Here is a 26,441-nt window from a genome sequence, read left to right as displayed (position 1 = left end):
AAAACCCAAAGAAAAATTCTTTTTTCCTTGTTGCTAAAGTAATCTCCCGCGTTCCGATAAGAGTTGATATTTTTCTTATAGTTTACAAAGTTTGTCAAGATTTTATTTAAAATCCAATAAAATATTATTCTTAAAGATTGAAAAAAAAAATTATTCTTTTAAAAATTACAATTAATCAATAATTAATATAATCTAAAGGTAATCAATCAATGAAACATCTCATGATTTTACGTTGCGGTACAAAATCCATTCACAAATCATGGATACACCTTATACAAAAAATAATGGACATCGCTTTTGTATATTATGATAATGCTGATTTTTCACAAGACAACCCTACTTACACATATAAAGTTGAAGGAACAAAATTAAGTGGGGTTCATGACTTCATCATTAATAACCCAGATATTATTAATCAATATGATTTCTTTTGGCTATTTGAAGACGATTTATATATTTCCTATCAATCAGCAAGAAAAATCGTTAATTTTATTAATAAATATCAACCTGTCTTATCTGCCCCATCTTTAACGTTAGAAAGTTTTTTTACTCACCCTATTACACTGCAACAACAAACATTACTCTTACGAGGAACAGATTTTATTGAATGCATGGCTCCCATAATGAGCAGAAAATTTTTGAAAAACACCTTAGCTCAACTAAAAGAATTCCCACTATGGGGTATTGAAAGATATTGGCAGCATCTATTATGGGAAATGCAAGAGATTGCTTTTATCTACGATCAATGGCCTATAATACATACCAGAGCCCTTGGAACAGGAAGTTTATATCAAACAGCAGAAAAATTGCACATTGATTTTTTGGCGGATGATTCTAAAGCACGCGACCTATATGGGGGAAAATTCAACCACTCCTTACCTACTATACTTTTTGGATTAACCAATCAAAGTGATCCTGAGTTTTTAATTGCTTCTCAATTAAAAAAACATATTAACTTCAATTACTATATATTCGAAGAAATCTTCGAAAACGTAGCGAATCCCATTCATAATGAGCTTCTCCATCAATCAAATCATCGTAATACTTTATTCTCACAATTTCTATCTTTTTCCACGGTTCAAAAGCTTTTATCTATTAGAAATTTTTCACCTGATGAAAGTAATATTATTGTTCGTGAGTGGGCTTATGGCAGTCAAACAGACAATGTTTGTTGGTGTAATAATATGCAATTTGACATGAAAGGCCGTGTTCATAATTATTATCATGAAAACGAATATTATTGGAAAATCATTAATGGAAATTTAAATTTAATTTCCAAAGATCAGAAAATATCCACTATATTTGATCATAAAGAAATAACTCCTGATAATAAGATAAAATTAATAGGAAAATTCAATGGCAATGAACATCAATTACATTATTTAGAAGAAAGACATTAATTTCTTATCTGATGAAATTAATATTGAATCTTTTTATTTTTTGTAGGTAGGTTTTTATCAAATCCTAGATGATTATACTGCAAAACTTTAAAAGATTCTAAATTTTTAATAGGCAAATTCTGTCTACCCCATCCCCCACCTAATGCCACCACCAAATTAACTGAAGCCTGCATTAAGCTAATTTGACTTTGAACTTCAGCCAATTGGGCGGCTAATGCGGCATTCTGGGCTGTAACAACGTCTAGATAAGTGGTTAATCCTCCTGTATATAATGACATTGCCATTCCCTGTGTCCGTAAGGCCGCTTCAGAGGCCTCCTTATTTTGTTCTAATTCCAGCCGCATCTTTTGCGTTAAGGTAAGATTATCCTCAACCTCGCGAAACGCATCCAAAACAGTGGAGCGATATTGATCCCGTGTTTGTCGGTAGACTGACCAGCCCTTTTGTAAACTTGCCCGACGTAATCCCCCCTGAAACAAGGGTAAAGCCCCCTGAATTGCCGCAGACCACATGCTGTTGGCCATATTTGCCAAGCCAAATCCCTTGTCCTGAAAACCACTTGCCGCGTTAATCGTGATATCAGGATAAAATGCAGCCTTTGATATGCCTATATGGCGATTGGCAGCGGCCATCTGTCGCTCAGCACTGGCTATATCAGGTCGACGTTGTAATAGAGATGATGGAAATTCCACCGGTATATTCGGTATATAATCATTTAGATTTGTTTTTACCGATTTTATATGAAAATCTGCGGGGAATTGATTAACCAAAACAGCGATCGCATGTTCGGTCAAATCCCGTCTGGCCTGTATCTCTGTTTGTTGTGCCTTTGTAATTGCCAATTGATTTTCGGCACGTGAAACGTCTATCCCAGCCGAAATAGCACCTGCCTGACGCATACGCGTGATATCAACCGCAGCTTCATAATATTGTATGGATTGGCTTAAAACCTCATTCTGAGCATCATACCCACGTAAAAGCATATAACTGCCTGCCAGATCCCCTTCCAGAGATAGTTTTGCAGATTCATAATCAGCAGCTTTCGCTTGAACCAGGTTTCTTTGCATCCTTATTTCATTTCTAATTTTACCCCATAAGTCTGCTTCCCATAAAACAGAAGCCTGATATTGAATATTTGTTTCTTCAATTGGAGCATGACTGGTTTTACTTCGGAATAACCGGTGATGGGATTGTTTATATCTTCCACCACCAGCTTCAAGATTTAATTGTGGGTACAAATTCGATCTAACCTCTCCAAGAACAGCGCGACTTTGCATATAGGTTTCTGCTGCCGCTTGCAAATCAGGATTATTTTTTTCCAGATCGCTTTCCAGTTGATTTAACACAGGATCATGGAATATCTCCCACCATGCACCTTTAGGAATCTGATCCTCAGGTTGTGCAATATGAAAAGGGGCTGTTCCATGCCAATTTTCAGGCAGAACATAATGAACAGGTTTGTAATGCGGGGCTAAATCACATCCATTCAGAAAAACAAGACATGCCATTAACAAATAACCATATGGTATATTGGCTTTATCTGCCTTCTTATTCCACATTGGATTCAGCCGCATTTTTCTTGAACGAATCATTATCATATTTTTTTGTTACAGATTCGCTATTTTGAAAATTATCGTTATATCCTGGTGTGCTATCTACAATTTTAACCTGTTGCCCATTTAATAACCCAGCTGATGGATTATTCACAATCCAATCCGTTTTTTTTATCCCTGCCAATACCTGAATTGATTTACCAAGATTATTTCCTAATTTTACCTTCTGCATCCGAACCCGATGATCATTCCCGACAACGGCAACTTGCATACCCTCACTACGAAAAATTAAAGCCTGTTCTGGAATGATCAAAATATCTGGATCTGCTGGGGTTATAAAATGAACCTGTACAAAAGTTCCGGGCCATAATATATGAGAGGCGTTTTCAACGGTCAATTCAGTTGTCACTGTACGGCTGGCCATATTAAACGCCCTTGCAGATGTCAAAAAATCCGCCTGAAAGGTTTTTCCTGGATATTGAATTGTTGTCAATTCAGCCTTTAACCCTTTTTTCAGGATTGATGCATAATCCTGCGGCACATCTACAAAAATACGGAGTTTATGAATATCAGAAACCGTAAACAACTCGGTTGCCTTACCTTGACGGCTTAAATCTCCATTATTATTCACAAAATCCCCTACATCCGTTAATCGCGATGTAACAACGCCACTAAAGGGAGACTTGATTTTTTTGAATGCCTGTAAAGCTTCATACCGGGCCACTTCATGGCCCGCTGCATCCACTTCAGCCTTTTGAACTTTAGCATTGGCGACTTGAACATCAACTTCCTGCTGAGATACCGCTCTGGTTCCTGACAAGGCCTGCCAACGTTTTGCCGTAACTGCCGCCAATTGGTAGCGTGTCTGGGCAACTTTCAAATTTGCTTTTGCTGCCTCATACTGCGCGTCCAGACCAGGAGTGTCAATTGTTGCCAGTAATTCACCCGCTTTTACAGTCGCACCATAATCCTTATACCAATGTTGGACATATCCTGATACCTGTGCATAGATTGGCGCCTGATACCATGCCGATACATCTCCAGGCAAAGTGAGACTTCTTATCGCTGGACCTTTTTGTGGCTGGATACATTGAACAATGGGAAATGAATCTTTCCTGGCCTGTTCTGTCAGTTTGACAACATCGTGCTGTCGCTCAACAATTCCAAAAATTGCGTAAATACAAGCGCAAATTCCAATCATTAAAAAAATAGCCTTGGTTTTTTTTGAAAAGTTGGACATCCACTATTCCTTTATCCGGCCATGACGGTTATAAACCAATGCAAACACACATGGAACAAACAACAAGGTTGCAAATGTAGCCAGAGTTAGCCCCCCCATAACGGCTTTACCTAAAGGGGCATTTTGTGTGTTACTGAATGACATCGGTATCATGCCAATTATCATTGCGGAAGCCGTCATTAAAACAGGCCTGATACGACCATATCCGGCCTCAACTGCGGCTTTTACCGCATCTCCATGCTCAGTAAGCCGTTCCCGAGCGAAAGAAACAACAAGAATGGAATTAGCAGTGGCCGTTCCCATGCACATAATTGCCCCTGTCAACGCGGGAACAGACAATGCATTATGACTGATAAACAAACTCCAAGAAATCCCTGCCAGGGCACCCGGCAATGCAGTGATGATAATAAATGGATCTAGCCAGGATTGAAAATTGACAACGATAATCAGATAGACAAACAATATAGATAATGCCAATCCCACCAGTAATTGCATATAAGCATTATACATTGTTGTAGCCTGCCCCCGAATGGCTATTGTAGAGCCACGGGGTATTGTCGCCTTTTCCCTTTTGATAACTTTTTTGATATCCCTGCTGACAGCCCCCAGATCTCGCCCTTCATTACTGGCATAAATCTCAAATACGGGCATGATATTGTAATGGGATATTTCACCACCTGATCCTGTATGATCAATACGGCTCAAGGATCCCAAAATCTGCGACTTGATTTTCTTTTCCCCTCTTTCGGAACCATTGACAGGAATGGTTTCCAGATCATTCATATTCTGTAAATCAGATTGGGGGGTTTGAATATTCACCAAATGAGACACCCCTGTCTTGATATCCAGCCAATAAGTGGGTGCGACCTGTCCGCTTCCCGATAAGGTTGCAAGAGCATTATTTGCAATATCCGCCTCAGTTAATCCTGTACTAAGAGCAAAATCACGACGGGTATTAATCATCAGGGTTGGTGTAGAAACCGTTTGTTGAACCCTTACATCCGCAATACCAGGAATACGCTTTAATTTTGCGGCAATATGTTTTGCATATTCATAGTTACCTGCCAAGTTTCGACCCACGATCTGCACATTGATCGGGGCAGGTAAACCAAAATTTAAAATTTTGGCGGTGATATCACCCGGCGTGAAGGCAAAGTCTGTTCCTGGAAATTTTTTTCTTAATCCATGTCTGAGAATCTGGCGATATGCCGCAACAGGAGATTCAGAATTCCTTAATGAGATTGTCATGTCACAATCTTGTGACCCTATTGTCGGAGTTGCAACATAAGCCTGGTTGATACTGCTAAAGGGCAAACCACAATTATTGACAATTTCATAAACTTGCCCAGGTAACAAATCACTGATTTCTGAATTGACTAGATAAGAAATTTTACCTGTTTCCTCAATTCTTGAACCCAGAGGAGCACGCATGTGTAAATCTAGTTCACCAGATTTAATTTCTGGAAAGAAATCCTGTCCGACAAAAAATAATAAACCTACAGACAAAAAAGAAAAACTTAAAAAAATTAGGATAAATTTTTTCTTAACAAAAAGAATTTTATGCAAAAAAATCCGATAGTATCTTCTGAATTTCTCAAATCCCTGATCAAAATCATGCTGGAATCGTGCGAAAAAAGTTTCTTTTTTTTTATTGACGCCATGATTTTCCACTTGTCCACGCAACAGATAATAAGCCATGGTGGGAACAAAAGTTCTGGATAAAATAAAGGATGCTATCATTGCAAAAATGATCGCTTCAGCCATGGGCATGAATAACCATCCTCCCACCCCGGTCAGTTGGAACAACGGAAACCAGACGACACAAATACAGAGCGTTGAAACAAAAGTTGGAATCACAATTTGATTGGCCGCATCCACAATTGCATCATACAAGGGTTTACCCATTTCAAGATGCGTGTCAATATTCTCAATCATGACGGTGGCATCATCCACCAAAATCCCGACAGCGAGGGCCAGACCTCCCAATGTCATGACATTGATTGTCTGATGCATTGCCTCTAGACCAATCAGGGCGGATAAAATCGCCAAGGGGATGGAGGTTGCTATAATCAGGGTTGATCGCCATGAACCCAGAAATAGAATTACCACAATACTGGTCAGAAATGCAGCCGTGACCATTTCCCTTACAACATCATGAACGGAATCCTTAACAAAAACTGAGGCATCTGATAGAATGCTAACATCAACTCCTGGTGGCAGTGTCTTTTGCACTTGTGGCAATAACCTTTTGATACCAGCCACTACCTGAAGGGTGGAAATATCCCCTGTTTTCATAACGACCATCAAAATTGCCTTGTGCCCCTTCACCAAGACAAGATTGGTTTGCGGCGGTCCACCTCGATGTACCCAGGCAACGTCCCTTAAAAAAACCGTTGCATTGCCGACTTTTTTAATTGGAATATTGTTAAATTCGTCAACAGCTCTGGGACTGGCATTGGTTTGAACCATAAAATCAATGGAACCGACTTTCTGGTCTCCAGCTGGCAAGACAATATTTTGCTTGCCAAGGGCATTACCTACATCCGTTGCCGTTAACCCGTAAGCCAGTAAGCGAGCCTGATTCAAATCAACTTGAACATAATTGGAAACACCTCCATAAGGTGAGGGTAATGCCGCCCCCGCAACAGAAATCAAGGCCGGCCGTATCAGATTAGATGCCATATCATAAAGCTGGGACCCGGTAATAGTTTTGGATGAGACCTTTAACATCATGACAGGGATGGATGAAGCACTGTATTTAATGACCAGGGGGGGCGTCGTACCTTTGGGCATCTGTTTTAAAACAGTTTGGGAAACCGAGGTAATTTGTGTCTGGGCCTCTGCAATATCAGTACCGGGTTGAAAAAAAATCTTCACAATTCCACGCCCATAGTAAGAATTGCTTTCAATATGCTCAATATTATCAACCGTGGATGTTAAGGCTCGTTCATAATAGTAAACAATCCGCCCCGACATATCCTCTGGCATCAAACCTGTATAATTCCAGACAACAGCTACCACTGGAATTTTAATATCAGGAAATATATCAGTTGGTGTCCGGAATATAGCCAACACCCCAAAAACAAGAATTAAAATAGCCAGAACAACAAATGTATATGGACGCTTTAATGCCGTAATTACAATTGCATTCACCTTATTAAGATCCCATCCGTTTTTCTTTAATTAACCATATGATTTGCTCGTTCCTTGATAAAATGCTGTTAAACTATTTTAAAACATACCCATCTCTCGTTAAAATAATCTTATCCATTCTGGTTATTCAGTTTCCTTTTCCCCAATTTTTTCCAGCGATTGAATAAGTTTTTGGGTTTTACGACGGGCATCAGTGACGGAAGTGGCCGTATTTTCTATATAACGGGTCAATTTTTCAAAAATCATGTCAATTTTTATCATTTCTTGTCTGGTCTTGCCCAATAAACTTGAAACAAATTCCGTTTTCTCACTCAATGCCAATGAAACATAACCGAGATGAATAGTCCGTAATAAAGGCGGCATTAAGGCGGGGGACATAATTAAAATATGATAAACTCTGCCGATTTCGTCGATAAGACCGGGAATTCGAGCGATTTCCGTATAAAGTCCATCAGTTGGAACATATAAAACAGCGAATTCAACCGTTTTTGGCGGTACAATATATTTTGAAGCGATCTTTTTCGCCTCCTGCTTGACACAACTTTCCAGAGCTTTACGGGCAGCCTGTTCCGCGCCACTATTTCCTTCTTCAATAGCTTGTATTAATCGTTCATAAGCTTCCGTTGGGAATTTAGAATCAATGGCCATTAAAGGTTTATGGGAACCTTGTGCAGGCATATGAACGGCGAATTCGACAATTTCCATGCTGTTATCCTTTAAACGCACATTCCGTTCATAAGTTCCAGTTGGTAAAATATCATCTAATATTGATTGTAGCTGCGCCTCACCCCAGCCGCCACGCGTCTTAACATTTGTAAACAATCGCTTTAAATCGCTCATCTGCGCTGTTACAGAGTTAACCTCACCCATCAATTTTTGAATCTCGGAAAACTGTTCAACCACACGCTGAAAAGATGACTGCATTTGAGTTTCAACAGCCTTGTTCAGTCTTTCCGTTACAGATTGGCGCAACTCTGTTAAATTCTGTGAACTTTGCTCTGTTAAAAGCTGCATCGCCCTTGCCTGATCCAACCGTAACGTGGATTGTTCCTTCATCAAACTTTCGTTCATGACATGCAATCGCTCAGCCAGTTGGTTTTGACCATTCTGTAAACGGTCGAACAATTCCTTCTCAATTTTATCAAGATGTTGCTGCTGACGGTCTTGATCCTGTATTCGTGCGGAAGATTCCTTCTCGATTAAAAATGTTATTCTTTTTAAAATATCCTCCTGCCGATCATTTTTTTTCATTGATTGTTTCAATATAAAAACAGCAGCCAAACCAAAGCCAATCAATACAATAATGAAAATAAAAAAATATTCCGTATAATTACTTATCATTGATCTATCGTCTCAACTTCAATTGTCTATACAATTATTAAAATAGATTTCGTAAAAAGCCCGGAGTTAGCAACATTGAAGGATATGCCTCCATATGAGGGTCTTTGAATTTTCCGTTAATGACAAAGGGAACGGCAATAAACCCCCCCCCTTTTTCTGGAACAAATAATTTTCCCACCCCCGGGACATGACTGAATAGTTTATTCACCGCATAAATCGGCACTATTGTTCCCTGCAAATCCAAAACCGCTTTATCAAGATTGATATCGCCCTTCAAAGTCGCTCCAAGTTCATCATTGAAAACACGACCATTTTTTATTTTCAGAATCCCCTTATTCAAAAAGATATTTCCTTTGAGAGCATCAATATTCAACGCATCCGCCTTTTGCCTTTTGAACCAACCATAAACAGAAAGATTACTGATCCGTTTTAAGGCGGTGGGAACATGATCAACAACAAAAGGCTCGATTTGTATCTTGCCGGTAAACGGGGCCTCAGGATCATTGTCATCAAAATTACCACTCAGAACACAATGCCCTCCTGAAATTCTATTTGATATTCCAACAATATCCAATAAATTGCCAAGATTCTGAGCATCCAGATAAAATTGTCGATTTGAATCCTTGGGAAATAATGACGCAGTTACCAAAGTTGGTTGGCGCATTCCATAAGAAAGACGCATCAACCGTAATCCATTATATTCAATATAGGCTGTCACTTCGCCCAGCTTCTTATTCTTATCATAAAAGATTTTCTTGGCCTGAAGGTTAAAGATCCAACGTCTTCCCTTAAGTCCTTTGTACTTTCCTGTAGCTGCAACAGGAATATTATAATTCTGTGATTTCTTGGAAACGGCATGTTTTTTCCTGGATGATCCCAGATAATCCTGAATAAATGGGGAAAGATCCAATGTATCTGCCTTGACAGAAATACGTACATCACCTTTTAAAGGGTTATGAAACGCTTCCTCCGTCATTGGAAAATTAATGGTCGCTTTTCCTTCTGACCGTCCAGTTTTAAAATATTGAATATTTAATTGGGTTGGAATTCTATTTTCGATATTCATATTGGCATGCACCAACAAGTCACTTCCCTGAGCATGCAAGTCTTGAATACCGACCAGTTTGTTGTCATTCAATATTATCGTTCCCGAAGCCTTCGCGGGTTTTGCAATTAGCTTGTGCCAAATTGGGAGTTTCAATTCAGTTCTTGATAGATCCAAATTTAAATTGATTATCGCTTTTTTGTCGTAAAATTTTGAATAGTTTAAATCTAGATAGGCTTGGCCCCCTATATCCTTAGCCATATCAAAACCTGTTTGTTTCAAGGTCTCTGACGTAATGGTCAAGCCAACTTTTGCTTTTTCAACAAGCGACCCAAGATGTTGATGCGTAAAATTTTGTCTATACTCAATACGTGCAGGAAAATAAGATAAAAGACCATACCCATGTAAATCAAGTTGACGGGCATTCACGTCCACCACTAAATTCCCCTGTCTCAAATCCTGTCCTAACGCTATATCTTTTAGATAGACATTTTTAATCTCATTATGTCCCTGAATATCAATCTGTTCGATTTTCACCTTTTTCTTGAGGGGGATTTCCAAATGTAAATGCGTAGACAAATCCCCGGAAGGATTTTTAAAAGGGACAGGATGACGAGATAGCAAATGCAATCGTTGTTCAGATAATAAAGTTAATAAATCTTGCAACTTACCTTTTATCAAAAGCGTTATAATACCCAAATCCCGATGATTGCTTAATCCTGTAATCCACATATTGCCAGAAGGTATATTCAACTTGCGTAATTTCGAGGTGGTTCCATTTCCTGACCTGACAATTTGATAACCTCCTCGATATTTAATCAATATCCGATCAGGATTTACAAATATCATTTGTGCATTCATTTTCTGTAAAGGTGGGATGGGCCTTAACCAGTGAACCTCCAAACCCGTTGCCTGACCAATTCCACCCTCCAAGTTAACCAGTCTCAAATGATGCCAGCCCTCATGCCCCGTAAGCCTTGCATGAATTGAAAAATCTCGCGCTTGCCCTCTTGTAATATTGCCCGTAACCCATTCATTGGCCCCTTTGGCTATGTGACGAGGCCAATATTCTTTTAATGTTGAAAAGTCTAGCAACGGACTACCTGCGGAAAAATCTGCATCAACCACTTTTGGATTTAACAGTGAGGATAATTTCAACCAACCCTTGAAATGAAAAAAAGGCCCGCTTTTCGCATTTTCCAAATCCGACGGCGATCTCAATTGCAGACAAATGTCGGAAAAATCAATCTTTGCAGGATATTTGGCATCTTCACCAAAAAAAGCGCTTATACGAGCATTGAAAAAAGATGGGAAATATTCCATATTTCCAACCCTTACATTCCCCTGAGCAGAATTTATTTTAATATCTGCCATATAAGGTTGCATGAAAGCTTTATTCTGGATAGAAAAACCTATATTCGCCTCAGCTGAAATAGGCATATTAACAGATTGCAAATAACGCAATTCCGGTATCATTTCTGCAATATTGGCGGGATTGACCTGATCGATCTCCATATGCCATTGGAGCTTTCCCGTTTTTTGCAAATTAACAATATCTGATGAAGTTATGGACTGAACAGAGCTTTGACCTTTAATTTGAACCTTATGACCATTAATATCAAAATTGAAATAGACTTTTCCAATAATGGTCAATGTTTTGTCAGCATAAAAAGGATGCACATCAACATCAATCTGTCTTGATTGAATCAAATTATGATCAATGTCATCTTTAAAAGATAAAACGGTTTTCTCAATTTTGACATGATACAAACGATGAAAGTCGATATCCAGCCTGGATTGTCTCGACAAACCCAATCCTGACAAATCCAGATTAACATGATTGTCTTTATATCTTCTTAAATGTAATTGTGCACCTGACAACTTGATATACAAAGGAACAATTTTTTTATGTCGTAATGATGATGTATCCAGCGTTAATTTTGCAAAGTCCAAATGATCCCTTACCTGATTATAGACATCCAGTAACTTTAATCCTTCCAGTTCGAAAGTGACTGGTGTATTAAAGCCTTTCTTTAGAACAGGCCATTTCATAACCAACTTGTCAAACGTCAGTCTTCCAGCAGGTTTATCCTTCTCCATACCTTCTATAACCGTTAAAGGAAGCCAATATCGGGCGATAAAGGTAAGGTTGGCAGGTGCGCTTAATATGAATAATATAAAAGCTGACACCATCACGACCAGCAATACAATTACCGAACAGCCTGCCAGTAAAAATTTACGCAACCAGTTTCGTCTGTGTTTTATTTTTGAATCTTTATGAAATTCTTGCTCTTTCTTTATGGGCATTTTCATCTTAATATTTGTAAACTGAAAAAAACCAAATAACAGAAATCATGTATCATGTCTCACAAAAACCTGTCTTCTATCCCTTGGTTTGATCAGAATTGGCCAAAAGCGGCGGATCAACGTTCAGCAGACCTTTTTTCAAATGCAGTTAAAGAAGCATGGGTTAAAAATAACAAGGATCCAGTATTAATTCAGCAACCCGGTATTGTCCGCCTTATCCATGCCATTGGTGGGAACAGCCCCTTTCTTGCTGATTTGATTATAAAAAACATTCATTTCTTTGAATACCTTATATTAAATGGACCTGATAAGGCCTGCAATAAAGCCTTTACTTGCCTACAAAATTCATCAATACAAGAATCCAGATCCAGTATCGCCAAAATATTACGGATTACCAAACAAAAAATTGCCATTGCCTGTGCAATTGCAGATATTGGAAATGTATGGACTTTAAAAAAAATAACCCACACGCTCAGTTATCTTGCAGAAATCACCCTTCATTTTGCAATCAATTATCTTTTATTACAAGCACATCAAAATAAAAAAATTACACTTTCCCACCCAGAAAATCCTCAGGAAAACTCAGGATTTATTGTTTTGGGAATGGGCAAACTTGGTGGTAGGGAACTTAATTATTCTTCTGACATTGATCTTATTATTCTTTATGATCCAGACAAATATCCGAATCATCCCGATCTTGCCACACTTTTTATCCGGATCACACGACAACTCGTAACCCTCATGGAGGATCGAGATGAAAATGGATATGTTTTTCGTGTTGATCTGAGATTACGGCCTGATCCCTCTTCTTCCCCACTCGCCGTTTCGTTACCCGCCGCCATTTCATATTATGAAAGCTTGGGACAAACCTGGGAACGAAGTGCCATGAGTAAGGCACGACCTGTCGCGGGAGATCTTGCAGGAGGATATTCTTTCCTGGAGGCTGTTCAACCCTTTATATGGCGCAGGCATCTGGATTTTGCTGTTGTCGAGGACATTTATGCCATGAAAAACAGGATTGATTGTCATAAAAATTCAGGCAAACCCAACCCGCCAATACTCTCTGAAAAAAAATTTGGACAAGATGCCCTGCACTGGTTAATCGGTCAAAATGTGAAGTTAGGTTATGGTGGTATTCGTGAAATCGAATTTTTACCCCAAACCTTGCAATTGATCTGGGGAGGACGTTTTCCAAAACTGCGTACACCACAAACAATCAAAGCCATACAGCAATTGACCAGAAAAGAGTTAATTTCCGATGAATCCGCAACGATCCTAATTAAAACCTACTATTTCCTTCGTAAAATAGAACACCGCCTGCAAATGCAATCCGATTATCAGACCCATTCCCTTCCCAACACACAACAGGCATTTGATGCATTTTGCATTTTCATGGGATATGAATCAACAGACAAATTTGTTGAAGATTTATTCCCGCTTATGCAAAAGGTCCGACATATATTCGAGGGATTTTTTACGTCTCCGGATAATGAAGAAAATTTTATTCTTGATTTACCTAAAAATGAATTAATCAATTATCTGAATGAAAAAGGTTTCCCCGATGAAGCCGCATCTATTTTACAATCATGGAGCAATAGCGGCCCCCGTACTTTAAGAACCGCACGGGCCAGAATGATTCTAAAAAATATTTTACCTAATATTTTACAGGCTTTTGCAGAACAGAAAAACCCTCTTTTGATCCTACAGCGTTTTGACAGTTTGCTGGCACGACATCATGCGGGGATACAGCTTTTGTCCCTTTTCGAACGTAATCCCATTTTAATCGAAAAATTGGCGTCAATATTGGGTTCCTCACAATTCATGGCTGATTATATTACCAATAATCCTGCAGCACTTGATGCGTTAATTCATGTCGATATATTAAAAACAAAAACAAATCTACTGCAAAAAACGATCCATGAGCATCTAAACAGCACCCAGTCTCTGGAAGAAATTCTGCCCATTCTTCATAACATTATTCAAAGCGAGGAATTCAGGCTTTCCGTTTCCTATATGGAAAACCGCCTTTCTCTAAATAAAAGTCAAATCCAGCGTACACGAATGGCAGATATCATTTTAAACGAACTTCTGGCAAGAGTAATCAAAGATCATGAACAAAAATATGGGATTATTCCGGATGGAGGCATATGCATCATTATCTTGGGGAAAGCCGGATCATGGGAAATGACGGTGGGTTCCGATCTTGATATGATGCTGGTCTATGACCATCCACCTGAAATTGCTGCCAGTGTCGCAGAAACAGGATTGGCCAATAAAGCATTCCGTTCGTTAGCCATCAATCCTTATTATATACGATTAACACAAAGTTTTATCACTGCACTGACCAATACAAGCTATACAGGTCCATTATATGAAATTGACATGCGTTTACGTCCATCTGGCAGCAAAGGGCCCGTTGCCGTATCCCTGAACTCATTTCAGCGATATCATGAAAAAGAAGCCTGGACATGGGAACGGATGGCTTTAACGCGGGCCAGGGTTATAGGTGGACCTAAAATCTTGCAGGACCGGATCAATAATGCCATTGGCAAGGCTTTGGATTCTTCCCCTTCTGGCGTGACCAATAAAATTATTTTACAAGACGCCGTTCATATGCGCAAAAGGCTGGAAAATGATATGCCCCCCACCACACAATGGGATGTCAAATATCTTAAAGGTGGACTTATAGAAGTGGAATTTATTGCTCAAACTCTGCAATTAATCTCGCATAATAATAAAGTAAGACATCCTTGCACAAGAATAGCATTCAGAAAATTGGCGCAAAATGGCTATCTTTCTATTGAAGAGGCAAGATATTTGATTCAAGCTGATTATTTCTGGCGAAATTTGCAAAGTCTTTTAAGATTATTTTTCGGTAAATATCCTCCCGAACATTTGGAAATGGATGCAACTCCAATCATTATTGAAATCATGACCGAAAAACTTCTGGGAAAGATTTTTCACACAAAAGATTCCTTTTCTCTGATTATGGAGAAAATACATCAAACCAGTGAACAGGTTCGTGATCTCTTTATAAAACTTCTTGGTCCTGTCACCTAATAACTATATTATTAACTTGGAAAAAATATTCAATTTTCATTATATCCATCTAGAAAAGTAAGTTACATGACCCAACTAAACGAAGGTTCCCAGGCACCCAATTTTGATCTCCCCACCCAACTTGAAAGTTCAATTTCACTGACGGCATTAAAAGGAAAAAAATTTGTTCTTTATTTTTATCCAAAAGCCAATACATCTGGATGCACGAAAGAGGCCTGTGCCTTTGAAGAAAACCTGACCGCATTCAAAAAGCTCGATATCCCTGTTATTGGTGTATCCCGTGATCCAGTTAAAAAACTGAAGGATTTTGCCCAAAAACACAACCTCACCTTTCCATTGGCATCCGACGAAAAAGGTGAAATGACAGAAGCCTATGGCGTTTGGGTAGAAAAATCAATGTATGGCCGAAAATACATGGGTATTGAACGATCGACCTTTTTAATAGATGAAAAGGGTAGAATCCTTAAAATCTGGCATAAAGTCAAAGTTACCAACCATGTAAACGAAATTTTGAAAACTCTCGATGCACCTGATCGATAATCTTCTGTGAACCTTACGGATGTGCCGGTGCCAACATCTTCAGATCAGAAGGTATTCGATACAAACTGGCATCTTGATGTGCGTAAACAACTTTTAAGGCCACAACTAATGGAATGTTATTACGTACAACGCGTAACATAACTCCATCATTTGTATAACATACATCATTAATATTGCCCTCTGTATCTGCTACCTCCCATTCATTACAAAATTGTCCAGCAACCGTGGCCTCACCAACCTTGACATAATCTCCCTCTGCCCTTTTTCCCATGCCCTGAATAGATGCACCCGGCGCGACAAGTTCGGTTTTTTTCTTTAACTGGGGGTTTAAAACGGTTAATCGCTGCGTGCGATAATCAGTTATCATGTATGTATCAATCCCCTGGGAATCAATTCTTTGTTTCCATTGTTCCACGGACCAGCGCATTCTCTGATGAAATGGAGGTAAACCAGGCATGGGACCAGCGATTGCATAAACCACATCAACATCCCTTTGAGGAGTAATAAAAGGATTTTGGCTGGCATCCACCTTATTCCCATTTTCCGATTTTTTAGCCTGGATAGGTGAAAGAGGCTGAGCGTTGGCATTGGGTGAAACCAAGGTTGGACTTTCCCCCTTTTGCTGGGGAAGTCTAACCTGCTGATATCCTACCGGAACTTGAAATATGGAGGGAGACAAAGCATCAAATTGCACTGAAAGGGCTTCTGTTTTACCATCAATACCATCAATATCCATTCCTTCCTGCCGTAATAATATGCCTTCATCAGTTACACAAACATCCGAATGTCCTTTTGTTCCTTGAACTGACCAATGATGACACAAAATACCCAATATACGATCTGTTCCCTTTTTTCTGAAATGCAGACTTTCATCCAAAAAAAGACCACCCGTGCCCGATTTACTTGGTATCACCGTATAAACTCGCGACTTATTGGAAACAACCGTTGCCGTTTGCTTAGCTGAATCAATAAGGGTGAACCCAATATTGTTGGGACCATCAATTCGAAATAGAGTTCCATTTCCAGAAAAATATATCTTGCGTTTTTGGGCCAATGATGAATTTTCCGGCTGCACGGCATAAACAACCGTTACATCTCGTTTCGGCATAAATAAAGGATGCTTTTCTTGGGCATAGGCCGGTAGGGCGGCAAAAAAAGTGGTACCAATAAGAATTGATCCCGTATAACCCTTTTTTTTATAAAAAGAAGAGCATAGCGCCCTAAAATTATACAACATCACTTTATCCTTAATATATTGACTTTACAAATACCGAATTATAGACGGAATCAATTCCGTTTCAATCCCCCTTAAACTAAACTTAATTGATATCTCGTTAACTAAAAATCTATAATGCCTTAATCTTGAATAAACTTTGCACGTCCAATTCTATTGTAATGATTAAATCATGATAACATGAACATGATCTGATCATGTCATTAAAAAAAATTATCGGAATTTATATGATTTTTACAAATATACTCAATTGTTTCCCGAGCTAACATTCCATGTTCACGTTCCAATCGACGTATAACAAAATGTAGTCTTGCCAAAGAACGATAATGATTTAAAAAGGCCATATTTAATGAGGCGCCACATAATGCGCTAACAACAGGCATCATCTGCATACTCAGTTTTTGGGAAAGGCTCAATCCATATTGGTGAGAAACGTCAGCCATGAGCAAAATCATCGGACGACCACGCAACATTAATCTGGCTGAAAAAAAACCCAGCTGATTATCTTTATCTATACCCAAATTAGCAAAAGACCGTAATGCAAATACCTCTAGACAGGCGCGTTTAGTATCTTCATTTTGCAGATTCTCCCCTTCCTCTTGCGCAACATGAGCAATTTCACGCATAAGGGCAAGGGTAGTCAGACTGATATCAGGCAACATACCACCCAATCCAGTGAACCCTCCAACTGCACCTGACGTAACAACCATGGCTTTCATCATTCGATCACGCCAGACAGCTTTTGATAAATTTGAATCCTTTTTCTCTGTTTTTCTGTTCAATCCTAAAATGGCAATTTCAAAAGCGCGCTGAATGGAAACATTGGTGAATTTCTCTATTTTTTTCTGTATCCTTGGTGAAAGACTCAGTCCTCTTTCACCTAATTTTATGGCTTGTCCTACAGCTCCTCCCATAATATCGGCCAATCGCAATAACACGCCGCGTCCTGCTTCCAGCTGTTCCAGCGCAACTGTAAGATCCTGAACCTCTTGGTCATTTAAAGAATAAGGAACAATCGTCTGATTATTTTCTGTATTCATTTGTCAATACCTATTCCAATGATGATAAATTGGTTATAATTTGATATCATTAACCATAATCCCTTTTAAGGGAAATAATATGACAAAAAAGTCATCTTTTTTAGAAAAGAAAAAGTTGCCAATTGATTACTTTTAAAAATAGATTATTTTTATATATTAAGTAAGAATTTAAAAATAATGGCATATAACAAAATGAAATCTGTTTCTCATTTTCGAACCGGTCTGATTTTAACTATTGGTTTATTGACAGGCATCATTCCTATGGTTGTTCAGGCTCAAATTTCTGGTGCAGTTTCAAATAATACGAAAAACCAGGCTCCAAATCCATTACCTCCACCTCCTTCAAGACCTGGTATGTCAGAATATAAACCTGTCAGCTATGATAATTCAATGACAACCACACAGTCGGATTCCATAACTTCTCAAAAAGGTGAGGGATTGCCAGGATCCACACCAAGCCAATCGCCTGTCAGACCCTATAACGGTCCTTCAGTCAATATTCCCGGGACAGGAATTCGGGCGTATTTTAACGCACCTGTACAACCTCCCTATAATGCAAGTGCATCCTATGATACATTTGCCGGGCAACCAGGAGGCAATCGCAGTGCAATTTTACAACAAAACAAAGTGCGCTAGCTAGTTAACCTGTTTCTGTTATTTTTTTTCTGGCTGACGTGGCCAACTGATCAACCCGTTCATTTTCAGGACATCCATTATGTCCTTTTACCCAATGCCATTGAATTTGATGCCTGGCAGCGGCACTTTCCAATCGCTGCCATAAATCAGTATTCGCAACCGGTTTTTTCCCCGCTGTTTTCCAGCCGTTTTTTTTCCAGCCTTCAAACCATTCAGTAATTCCCCGGCGAACATATTGACTATCCGTATACAAATCCACATGGCAAGAACGGGTCAATGTCTCCAAAGCCACAGCCGCGGCAGTCAGTTCCATACGATTATTTGTCGTTTCCATTTCCCCACCACTTAACTCACGTTCAATTCCCTTGAAGCGTAATAACACTCCCCATCCGCCAGGACCTGGATTGGGACTGCACCCTCCATCTGTCCAGATTTCAACAAGACCTTTTTGAAAATTGCTTCGATCAAAATTCATATGTTTCAACTTTGTTAAGTTGATGATATCTTAGCCTGTATAAATAAGGTTGCGGATCTTTAGGAGTAACCAAAGCTGTTGAAGGGGTATAAACCAGATCATGTAGGCGCGTCAGTAAAAAGCGCAATGCCGCCCCCATTTTAAAAATGGGTAACAACAATCTTTCTTTTTCAGTCAGAATACGAACAGACTGATAACCTGCGACCAAAGCCCTTGCCCGTTTGACAAGATACTCACCCGTTTCTTTAAAACACCATGCATTTAAAGCAATTGCCAGATCATAAGCCAGAAAATCAGTACAGGCAAAATAAAAATCTATAAATCCACTTAGACGATTATCTTGAAAAAAAACATTATCAGGAAATAAATCTGCATGTATCTGACCCACTGGCAAACCCTCTTGTTGGGTAGGCCAGGATTGAATGATTTTTCTTAGGACAGGATCGATTTCCCTTATTAAATCATCATGCCCGTGATTAACCGATTTTTCAAGTAACGCATTCCAGCTGTCCGGTCCCACATGATTTTTTTTATTCTGCTTGAATTCCAGACCAACCTGATGCATCCGAGCCATCGAGACGCCCAAGGCAAAACAGTGTTCCGGCAAAATTTCCGAAACTTCTTTTCCATCCAAAAAAGTAAAAATTGCTGCCGGACGTTCATTCAGCTCAATCAGGCATTCCTTCTCTTTTGTTCTGACAGGTAAGGGGCAACGGATATGATGTTGCGCAAAAAACTGCATCAAATCCATATACCATGGAAGTTCTTCTCTTTTTATACGTTTTTCATAAAGGGTAAGAATATATTTCCCCTGGGTGGTATCAAGAAGAAAATTGCTATTCTCGACCCCCTGGGCAATACCCTTTAACCGAACAAGTTGACCGATAGGATAATTTTGAAGACAAGATGATACTTGTTGTTCAGAAACATTTGTATAAACAGCCATGTATTAACTCTATGTTTCTCTATTTTATCCTAGGGGAGCTGGCAGACTGAATGTAACATGTTCCTCTTTGACAATCCGTTCTTCGATATCGAGCGTAAAATGTTTGGACAAGGCTTCAAGTATTTCTTGCACAAGGGATTCAGGTGCAGAGGCTCCTGCCGTGATCCCCAATACATTCACGCCTTCCAGATCTTTCCAATCCATGTTTTCCAGTTTCGGTATCAAAATTGCCCGTGGCGCTCCCGAACGTTCAGCAACCTCACGCAACCGTTGTGAATTGGAAGAGTTTGGGGAACCGATCACGAACATCAAATCACACTCTGCCGCAATTCTTTTTACGGCTTCCTGTCTATTTGTAGTTGCATAACATATATCCTCACGCTTTGGCCCCTCGATCTTGGGAAATCGTTGCCTTAAAATGGCAACTATTTCTGCGGTATCATCCACAGAAAGCGTAGTTTGTGTTATAAATGCCAAACGATCTGGATTTTCAGGTTGTACAGTACGGGCTTCCTCTGCATCCTTAATAAGGGTTACCGCACCTGGTGGCAATTGCCCCATCGTTCCAACAACTTCGGGATGACCTGCATGACCAATCATCAAGATATGACGGCTTTCTTCACCGCCATTGGCAAAATGCCGTTCCGCCTCTCTGTGAACCTTGGAAACCAAGGGACATGTAGCATCAAGATATAACAGGTTACGTCTTTGGGCTTCTAGGGGCACAGTTTTGGGAACACCATGCGCTGAAAAAACCACATGTGCATCTGCTGGAACCTCATCCAGTTCCTCCACAAAAATAGCCCCCTTTTTTTCTAAATTTTCAACAACTGTCCGATTATGAACGATTTCGTGACGAACGTATACCGGTGCCCCGTACCGTCGCAAAGCTTCTTCTACAACACGAATAGCTCGATCAACCCCGGCACAAAACCCACGAGGGCCAGCCAATAATACTTTTAACGCACGAGTTTGATTTTCTGAATTCTTTAAATGTTGGTCAGACATAATTTTTCCAAGTTATTAAAAATCTATAAACTTTATATTTGGATTTTATCAGGTAAACAAGCTGTTATTAAACATCAGAACTTAAAATTAATTATAAAGAATATATTTCACATTAAAACAATTTGTTTTATGGTATATATTTTATTATTTATTAACAACCTCTTCTCTATAAATGGCAGGAAAGCGATGATCCTTTCAAGTGTTTTGACAAAAAAGACGATAAAAACACCCCTCGCCTTTTTACCCTTCACATTTTTTCTGTGGGGATGTGCAGAAAAAGTAACATATGATTTTCCTCCTGCCTGTCCCAAAGTTAGTATTCTTCCTGCAGCATCAGATTATTTTGTTTTTGAAAATAATCAGGATAGTCTCCCTCATCTTATAACTAAAGCCAGCATCATAGAAATATCAGGCAATTGTACTGATGATCCAAAGAACGAAAAAAATAAAGAACGAAGAAAGAGAAATTTAAGCTATCAAGACTACATTGATACACAACTGAGTGTGACCCTTCAGATTCAGCGAGGACCAGCAGCCCAGACTCATTCTTTCAAAATCCCATATTTCATTGCAACCATTCATAATGGAAAAGTCGTTGATAAACAGGAAATGATTGCGGAAGTTAGTTTCCCCAATAATATTGATCAAGTGAAGCTTGAATCCAAAAAATTGATGTTCAAAGTTCCCGCCACAACTGCCCGTACCCCTGATGGGTATGAACTTACTGTTGGCTTTCAACTATCTCCAAACCAGCTTGAATATAATCGTCACCATTTTGGATCTGTTCAATATAATTCCTATTAAACTATCCATTATAATTTGCTTAAAAAATCTAATTTAAGCAAATTAACAATTGCATGAAAAATCAGGGGATCATTGTACCTGTATCGATGTACCGTTCATGCCATGACAGGGCTTCCTTAAGCAAAATAGGAGTATGAGCCATATTATTTTTTAGGGCCATTTGATAATATTCCCTCAATAGAGGTCTAAAAGTGGGATGCGTACAATTTTCAATAACAAGTTTTGCCCTTTGACGCGGTGACAGTCCCCGTAAATCTGCCAATCCCCGCTCGGTTACAATAACCTGGACATCCTGATAAATATGATCCACATGAGACACCATCGGAACAATTGAGGAAATCTTTCCTCCTTTAGCCAAGGATGGAGTCATGAAAATCGATACATAGGCGTTTCTTGCATAATCCCCAGAACCACCAATTCCATTCATCATTCTTGAACCCATAATATGGGTGGAATTGACATTGCCGAAAATATCCGCTTCGATGGCGCCGTTCATGGAAATGCATCCCAACCGGCGAATAACACCGACATGATTACTGATTTCAGAAGGCCTTAAAATGATTTTGTCACGGAAAAAATCAGTGTTATCGTTAAAATACTCCGCTTTTTCAGGACTTAGAGAAAAAGATGTCGCCGAAGCAACCTTCATTTTCCCAGTTTCAAGCATATTCAACATACCGTCCTGAATCACCTCCGTAAATGCGGTCAGATTGTCAAAATCCCCTTCGCCCAAAGCCTCCATAACCGCATTGGCAACATTGCCAACCCCGGATTGTAACGGAAAAAGTTGAGGCGGCACTTTACCTCTTTTCACTTCATACCTGAAAAATTCCATTAAATGTCCAGCAATCAATTTTGCATTTTCATCACTGGGACTAAAAGGGGCATTTCGATCTGGAGCGTTCGTTTCCACAACAGCAACCACTTTATTCAGATCAACAGTCATATATGGTTGACCTATACGATCACAAGGAGAGGACAATGGAATAATTTGATGAGGAAAGGAGGTTGAAACCTCCCATGCATCATGCATACCCTCCAGACCTGCACTTTGCCATTGATTGACTTCAAGGATAATTTTTTTTGCACTATTCAACCAAAGCTGATTGTTGGCCAGAGCCGAGGAAGCAACCAACCGACCATCTTCGCAAATACGTACGACCTCGATAATGGCGACATCCATTTCACCCAAAACACCTGTACGATATAAGGGGGCAACCTGTCCCAAATGCATATCAAGATAATCAGTATCCCCACTATTGATCCGTTTACGCATAATTGGATCAGTATTAAACGCGGAACGGTAAGAAACTCCGTTAACCTCCGCCAATGCACCATCAAGTTCTGGCCCTGTTGACGCTCCAGTTATCAGTTTGACTTTAAATTCCTTACCTAACGCATGAGCTTCCTTAATTCTATTAGCCAAAGCCTGAGGAACTGCCTTCGGATATCCTGACCCCGTAAATCCACTTGTACCTATCAAATCACCCGCATGAATAAATTGCGCGGCCTCTTCAGCCGAGCAGACTTTTCGTTTTAATCCCTGATGTTGAATACGATTATTTTGAGACATGACTAATCCTTTAAAAATCTTAACTTAAATAAAACTATATATTTTTTTTTCTTTTAATTAAGATCATAAAGTTCAATTCTCCCAACAAAAAAAAGTGAGATATTCAATAAAAAAAACATTTTTGCAATATATAGATGCAAAATAAAAAACTTTATGGTTTATACTATAGCAATGTTTGCCACATTATCCACTCGTTTCAAAAATTTCAGAATTATCGGGGATGTCCATGGTGATATTAACGGTTTTCGACATGCTGTTGAAACAGATCACTTCATCATTCAACTGGGGGACTTGGTCGATTACGGACCGGATAGTGGTGCTGTAATGGCGTTAATGTTACAGGTTCAGGATGAAAAAAGAGGAATTTTCTTGATTGGCAATCATGACCGAAAACTGGGATTGTTTCTCAAGGGATTCAGGGTAAGAAAAGATAATATCCTGACCAGAACCCTTGATCAAATCAACCAACATCCTGATAAAAAACTAACCGATAAAATCTTGCAAGCTTTGGAAAAAGCTCCTGCCTGGTTAATTTTTAAGAATTTTATTTTTGTTCATGGCGGATTTCATACCAGAATGCTGGTTGAACCCCCGCCAGCCAATCCATTGACACCGATAAATGCCTTATTATCCCGCACATTGTATGGAGAGACAACCAATAAAACCCTTGCAAATGGTTATCCGGTCCGCAGACTAAACTGGGTTAATCATATTCCATCAGGTTATACCCTATATTGCGGACATGATTGCAGATCCACGGACGGACGTCCCTGGATCCGCAAGGGGTATGCCGGAGGGACAGCCGTTTTTATGGATACTGGAGCGGGTAAAGGCGGTCATTTATCGTGGATCGATATTCCAATTTAATTCAAATTAAAAATTATTATCCAAAATTTATGTAAAAAGGTAGATTGTATGATTAAACAACCACCACTTTCCACAGAAAAAGCTAAACAAGAATTATTAAAGTTACGCCAAAGCATTGATAATATTGATAATGCGTTAATTCATATTCTGGCTGAACGATTTTGTTTGACCCAAAAAGTGGGTGAATTGAAAGCAACTTATCAGTTACCCCCTTCTGATCCTCAAAGAGAATCTGAACAAATTACACGATTGAGAGAAATGGCCAAATCCGCCCATCTGGATCCCAATTTCGCTGAAAAATTTCTTCATTTCATCATTACGGAAGTTATTCAACATCATAAAGCAATTGCCAAACAAAAAATTGATAAGAAAAATTAAATCATCTCTTATTTTTTATTTTTGGTTGTGCATGCAATTCTTTATATTAAGACTCAGCAAAACAATTTTAAATATAATTTATTTAAATGCCAAGCTCTCAGAGACGTGAAAAAACTTCTCTGTGTATTCTGGTATGGTGAAGATTGAGCATTTTTATGCATTAAATTTAAAGACATTGTTAAATCACAATAAGGTTGAATATAGTATGAAACAGTCAGACACGGAAGCTATGTCTTTCTCACCTCCTCAAGATGACGGAACCGTTACCATTACTTTTCAGGGGAAAACAGCTACATTACCAGTTCTATCAGGGGCAAGCGGAAATAGTGTCGTTGATATTCGCAGTTTAACCAAAGAATTGGGCTTATTTACCTTTGATCCTGGATTGGGCAGCACTGCCGCTTGTGAAAGCAAGATCACATTCATTGATGGTGAAAAAGGTATCCTTTTATATCGCGGGTATCCAATCGAACAGCTTGCTGCAAAATCAAGTTTCGCAGAGGTGGCATATCTTCTTTTGTACGGAGAACTTCCATCCAAAGAAGAGCACGAGGATTTTAAAGAACGGTTACTTAATCATTCTCTTCTTCATGAGCAAATTCGAAATTTCTTTAACGGCTATCGTCGCGATGCCCATCCAATGGCCATGTTATGTGGAACAGTTGGTGGGTTATCAGCCTTCTATCCCGAAGGCATTGACATATCTAATGAAGAAAGTCGTGATCTTTCCGCTGTTCGTCTGATTGCAAAAATGCCCACTCTTGCGGCATGGGCCTACAAATATTCCCGAGGGGAACCTTTTGTCTATCCAAGAGCAGATTATTCATATTCAGAAAATTTTATTAACATGCTGTTTGCCCGTGCGGATAGACCCTATAAGGTCAATCCAATCCTCAGCAATGCATTGGACCGTATTTTGATTTTACATGCTGATCATGAACAAAATGCCTCAACATCCACAGTACGATTGACAGGATCAACAGGATCACATCCGTTTGCCTGTGTTGCCGCAGGTATTGCCGCTCTTTGGGGACCCGCGCATGGTGGTGCAAATGAAGCGGTTTTACAAATGCTCGGAAAAATAGGCTCAAAAGAAAATATCCCTGATTTTATTGCAAAAGTGAAGGATAAAAACAGTAATGTCAGGTTAATGGGATTTGGGCATCGCGTTTACAAAAATTTCGATCCACGGGCAAAAATCATGCAACAGACCTGTTATGAAGTCCTTGAGGAATTGGGTATTAAACACGATCCATTACTGGAACTCGCTATTGAACTAGAAAAATATGCACTGAATGATGATTATTTCGTTCAACGTAAACTTTATCCGAATGTAGATTTCTACTCTGGAATCATTTTCAAGGCAATGGGAATACCCAAATCAATGTTTACCGCATTTTTTGCTGTTGCACGCACCGTAGGATGGGTAAGTCAATGGAAAGAGGCCTTTAATGACCCATTACGGAGAATTTATCGTCCTCGTCAGCTATATACAGGTTATCAGCGTAGAGACTTAAAAAAATAAACTAACTTAGATAAGAAAACTTTTCAGGTAAGGAAATTCAAATAACAATTTCCTTACCTGGTTTTTCCTCTAGTTGCAATCGCATCCATTGGTTTTGCCATTCTGTTTTTTATCATAAATATGATAGTCAATCCATTCAGACACGAGAAGACGAGCCTCATTTACTGAAGATTCCGGATGATAAATTTGATATAAAAGAACGCAGCTCTGAAAAATTTGCATTTCGCCTACACCAACAGCTTTTAACTCTTGATAGGCAGTAATAACCGATTTTTCACACCGACGATGAATGTGGTCTAATTGAATAGCCATACTT

General features: G+C 39.2%; 20 protein-coding genes. 8 read left to right on the top strand and 12 right to left on the bottom strand.

Features of this window, described 5'->3' with window-relative positions; genetic code table 11:
• The first annotated feature begins 209 nt into the window (after positions 1 to 209).
• Positions 210 to 1,400, top strand: coding sequence for a hypothetical protein (locus U0839_RS00915; RefSeq protein WP_155565793.1), 1,191 nt, complete (start codon positions 210 to 212; stop codon positions 1,398 to 1,400).
• Between the two features lie 17 nt (positions 1,401 to 1,417).
• On the opposite strand, the gene U0839_RS00910 is transcribed toward U0839_RS00915, so the two are convergent.
• From U0839_RS00910 to U0839_RS00890, 5 genes are all read right to left on the bottom strand, one after another.
• Entirely contained in the window at positions 1,418 to 2,974 is a 1,557-nt protein-coding gene (locus U0839_RS00910; RefSeq protein WP_230882772.1) for an efflux transporter outer membrane subunit, read from the bottom strand.
• Positions 2,949 to 4,193 carry an efflux RND transporter periplasmic adaptor subunit gene (locus tag U0839_RS00905; RefSeq protein ID WP_110438418.1) on the bottom strand — a complete coding sequence of 415 codons (1,245 nt, stop codon included), beginning with the start codon at positions 4,191 to 4,193 and terminating at the stop codon, positions 2,949 to 2,951. The genes U0839_RS00910 and U0839_RS00905 overlap by 26 nt, the downstream gene beginning before the upstream one ends.
• 3 nt (positions 4,194 to 4,196) lie before the next feature.
• Positions 4,197 to 7,346 (bottom strand): efflux RND transporter permease subunit, encoded by a 3,150-nt coding sequence (locus U0839_RS00900; RefSeq protein ID WP_413549878.1) that lies wholly within the window; start codon positions 7,344 to 7,346, stop codon positions 4,197 to 4,199.
• Between the two features lie 123 nt (positions 7,347 to 7,469).
• Positions 7,470 to 8,687 (bottom strand): DNA recombination protein RmuC, encoded by a 1,218-nt coding sequence (locus U0839_RS00895; RefSeq protein ID WP_155565795.1) that lies wholly within the window; start codon positions 8,685 to 8,687, stop codon positions 7,470 to 7,472.
• Between the two features lie 37 nt (positions 8,688 to 8,724).
• A complete protein-coding gene (locus U0839_RS00890; RefSeq protein ID WP_196424865.1) occupies positions 8,725 to 12,039 on the bottom strand; it encodes an AsmA-like C-terminal region-containing protein in 3,315 nt (1,104 codons plus the stop codon).
• Positions 12,040 to 12,093: 54 nt separating this feature from the next.
• Between U0839_RS00890 and U0839_RS00885 the strand changes: the two genes are divergently transcribed.
• Together U0839_RS00885 and bcp are read left to right on the top strand one after the other, a co-directional pair.
• Complete coding sequence (locus U0839_RS00885) at positions 12,094 to 15,099, top strand: bifunctional [glutamine synthetase] adenylyltransferase/[glutamine synthetase]-adenylyl-L-tyrosine phosphorylase (protein ID WP_413549877.1); 3,006 nt, start codon at positions 12,094 to 12,096, stop codon at positions 15,097 to 15,099.
• 66 nt (positions 15,100 to 15,165) lie between these two features.
• Positions 15,166 to 15,639, top strand: coding sequence for a thioredoxin-dependent thiol peroxidase (bcp, locus tag U0839_RS00880; protein ID WP_155565798.1), 474 nt, complete (start codon positions 15,166 to 15,168; stop codon positions 15,637 to 15,639).
• Between the two features lie 13 nt (positions 15,640 to 15,652).
• Here the strand turns inward: bcp and U0839_RS00875 are convergent, their stop codons facing one another.
• Together U0839_RS00875 and U0839_RS00870 are read right to left on the bottom strand one after the other, a co-directional pair.
• Positions 15,653 to 16,876 (bottom strand): DUF4412 domain-containing protein, encoded by a 1,224-nt coding sequence (locus tag U0839_RS00875; protein ID WP_413549876.1) that lies wholly within the window; start codon positions 16,874 to 16,876, stop codon positions 15,653 to 15,655.
• 200 nt (positions 16,877 to 17,076) lie between these two features.
• Positions 17,077 to 17,913, bottom strand: a complete 837-nt coding sequence (locus tag U0839_RS00870; RefSeq protein ID WP_155565800.1) for an EcsC family protein — start codon at positions 17,911 to 17,913, stop codon at positions 17,077 to 17,079.
• Positions 17,914 to 18,105: 192 nt separating this feature from the next.
• On the opposite strand from U0839_RS00870, the gene U0839_RS00865 reads away from it, so the two are divergent.
• The gene (locus tag U0839_RS00865; RefSeq protein ID WP_155565801.1) at positions 18,106 to 18,549 is read left to right on the top strand and encodes a hypothetical protein; all 444 of its coding nucleotides are present in this window, start codon (positions 18,106 to 18,108) and stop codon (positions 18,547 to 18,549) included.
• 4 nt (positions 18,550 to 18,553) lie between these two features.
• Here the strand turns inward: U0839_RS00865 and rnhA are convergent, their stop codons facing one another.
• From rnhA to ispH, 3 genes are read right to left on the bottom strand one after another with little or no spacing between them, the layout of a single operon-like run.
• The gene (gene rnhA, locus U0839_RS00860; protein WP_155565802.1) at positions 18,554 to 19,024 is read right to left on the bottom strand and encodes a ribonuclease HI; all 471 of its coding nucleotides are present in this window, start codon (positions 19,022 to 19,024) and stop codon (positions 18,554 to 18,556) included.
• Complete coding sequence (locus tag U0839_RS00855) at positions 19,014 to 19,970, bottom strand: homoserine kinase (RefSeq protein ID WP_155565803.1); 957 nt, start codon at positions 19,968 to 19,970, stop codon at positions 19,014 to 19,016. Before U0839_RS00855 ends, rnhA begins: the two co-directional genes overlap by 11 nt.
• A gap of 24 nt (positions 19,971 to 19,994) precedes the next feature.
• Positions 19,995 to 20,978: a 4-hydroxy-3-methylbut-2-enyl diphosphate reductase gene (ispH, locus tag U0839_RS00850; RefSeq protein WP_110438429.1), complete on the bottom strand. Its 984-nt coding sequence runs from the start codon at positions 20,976 to 20,978 to the stop codon at positions 19,995 to 19,997.
• Between the two features lie 186 nt (positions 20,979 to 21,164).
• On the opposite strand from ispH, the gene U0839_RS00845 reads away from it, so the two are divergent.
• Entirely contained in the window at positions 21,165 to 21,782 is a 618-nt protein-coding gene (locus tag U0839_RS00845) for a hypothetical protein (RefSeq protein WP_110438430.1), read from the top strand.
• Positions 21,783 to 21,843: 61 nt separating this feature from the next.
• On the opposite strand, the gene U0839_RS00840 is transcribed toward U0839_RS00845, so the two are convergent.
• On the bottom strand, positions 21,844 to 23,355 hold the full coding sequence (locus U0839_RS00840) for an acetyl-CoA hydrolase/transferase family protein (protein ID WP_155565805.1): 1,512 nt from the start codon (positions 23,353 to 23,355) through the stop codon (positions 21,844 to 21,846).
• A 153-nt stretch (positions 23,356 to 23,508) separates the two neighbouring features.
• Here U0839_RS00840 and U0839_RS00835 point away from each other — a divergent pair, with 153 nt between their 5' ends.
• From U0839_RS00835 to gltA, 3 genes are all read left to right on the top strand, one after another.
• Positions 23,509 to 24,222, top strand: a complete 714-nt coding sequence (locus U0839_RS00835) for a metallophosphoesterase (RefSeq protein WP_196424162.1) — start codon at positions 23,509 to 23,511, stop codon at positions 24,220 to 24,222.
• A gap of 48 nt (positions 24,223 to 24,270) precedes the next feature.
• Positions 24,271 to 24,600 carry a chorismate mutase gene (locus tag U0839_RS00830; RefSeq protein WP_155565806.1) on the top strand — a complete coding sequence of 110 codons (330 nt, stop codon included), beginning with the start codon at positions 24,271 to 24,273 and terminating at the stop codon, positions 24,598 to 24,600.
• A gap of 229 nt (positions 24,601 to 24,829) precedes the next feature.
• Positions 24,830 to 26,125: a citrate synthase gene (gene gltA, locus U0839_RS00825; RefSeq protein WP_196424876.1), complete on the top strand. Its 1,296-nt coding sequence runs from the start codon at positions 24,830 to 24,832 to the stop codon at positions 26,123 to 26,125.
• 69 nt (positions 26,126 to 26,194) lie between these two features.
• Here the strand turns inward: gltA and U0839_RS00820 are convergent, their stop codons facing one another.
• Positions 26,195 to 26,437 (bottom strand): hypothetical protein, encoded by a 243-nt coding sequence (locus U0839_RS00820; RefSeq protein WP_122123929.1) that lies wholly within the window; start codon positions 26,435 to 26,437, stop codon positions 26,195 to 26,197.
• Positions 26,438 to 26,441: the final 4 nt, after the last annotated feature.

Source organism: Commensalibacter sp. A3DC (genome assembly GCF_047307945.1).
Taxonomy (GTDB): Bacteria; Pseudomonadota; Alphaproteobacteria; order Acetobacterales; family Acetobacteraceae; genus Commensalibacter; species Commensalibacter melissae.
Note: the sequence above shows the minus strand (reverse complement) of the source record. Positions and strands in the feature narration are given on the sequence as shown.

What these genes read in the sequence shown, in the direction of transcription:
- U0839_RS00830 (WP_155565806.1), top strand. Translation starts at nt 24,271, where the DNA reads ATGATTAAACAACCACCACTTTCCACAGAAAAAGCTAAACAAGAATTA.
- U0839_RS00820 (WP_122123929.1), bottom strand. Translation starts at nt 26,437, where the DNA reads ATGGCTATTCAATTAGACCACATTCATCGTCGGTGTGAAAAATCGGTT.
- gltA (WP_196424876.1), top strand. Translation starts at nt 24,830, where the DNA reads ATGTCTTTCTCACCTCCTCAAGATGACGGAACCGTTACCATTACTTTT.
- ispH (WP_110438429.1), bottom strand. Translation starts at nt 20,978, where the DNA reads ATGTCTGACCAACATTTAAAGAATTCAGAAAATCAAACTCGTGCGTTA.
- U0839_RS00915 (WP_155565793.1), top strand. Translation starts at nt 210, where the DNA reads ATGAAACATCTCATGATTTTACGTTGCGGTACAAAATCCATTCACAAA.
- U0839_RS00905 (WP_110438418.1), bottom strand. Translation starts at nt 4,193, where the DNA reads ATGTCCAACTTTTCAAAAAAAACCAAGGCTATTTTTTTAATGATTGGA.
- U0839_RS00865 (WP_155565801.1), top strand. Translation starts at nt 18,106, where the DNA reads ATGAAATCTGTTTCTCATTTTCGAACCGGTCTGATTTTAACTATTGGT.
- U0839_RS00895 (WP_155565795.1), bottom strand. Translation starts at nt 8,687, where the DNA reads ATGATAAGTAATTATACGGAATATTTTTTTATTTTCATTATTGTATTG.
- rnhA (WP_155565802.1), bottom strand. Translation starts at nt 19,024, where the DNA reads ATGAATTTTGATCGAAGCAATTTTCAAAAAGGTCTTGTTGAAATCTGG.
- U0839_RS00910 (WP_230882772.1), bottom strand. Translation starts at nt 2,974, where the DNA reads ATGCGGCTGAATCCAATGTGGAATAAGAAGGCAGATAAAGCCAATATA.
- U0839_RS00840 (WP_155565805.1), bottom strand. Translation starts at nt 23,355, where the DNA reads ATGTCTCAAAATAATCGTATTCAACATCAGGGATTAAAACGAAAAGTC.
- U0839_RS00870 (WP_155565800.1), bottom strand. Translation starts at nt 17,913, where the DNA reads ATGAATACAGAAAATAATCAGACGATTGTTCCTTATTCTTTAAATGAC.
- U0839_RS00835 (WP_196424162.1), top strand. Translation starts at nt 23,509, where the DNA reads ATGGTTTATACTATAGCAATGTTTGCCACATTATCCACTCGTTTCAAA.
- U0839_RS00885 (WP_413549877.1), top strand. Translation starts at nt 12,094, where the DNA reads ATGTCTCACAAAAACCTGTCTTCTATCCCTTGGTTTGATCAGAATTGG.
- bcp (WP_155565798.1), top strand. Translation starts at nt 15,166, where the DNA reads ATGACCCAACTAAACGAAGGTTCCCAGGCACCCAATTTTGATCTCCCC.
- U0839_RS00855 (WP_155565803.1), bottom strand. Translation starts at nt 19,970, where the DNA reads ATGGCTGTTTATACAAATGTTTCTGAACAACAAGTATCATCTTGTCTT.
- U0839_RS00845 (WP_110438430.1), top strand. Translation starts at nt 21,165, where the DNA reads ATGATCCTTTCAAGTGTTTTGACAAAAAAGACGATAAAAACACCCCTC.
- U0839_RS00890 (WP_196424865.1), bottom strand. Translation starts at nt 12,039, where the DNA reads ATGCCCATAAAGAAAGAGCAAGAATTTCATAAAGATTCAAAAATAAAA.
- U0839_RS00875 (WP_413549876.1), bottom strand. Translation starts at nt 16,876, where the DNA reads ATGTTGTATAATTTTAGGGCGCTATGCTCTTCTTTTTATAAAAAAAAG.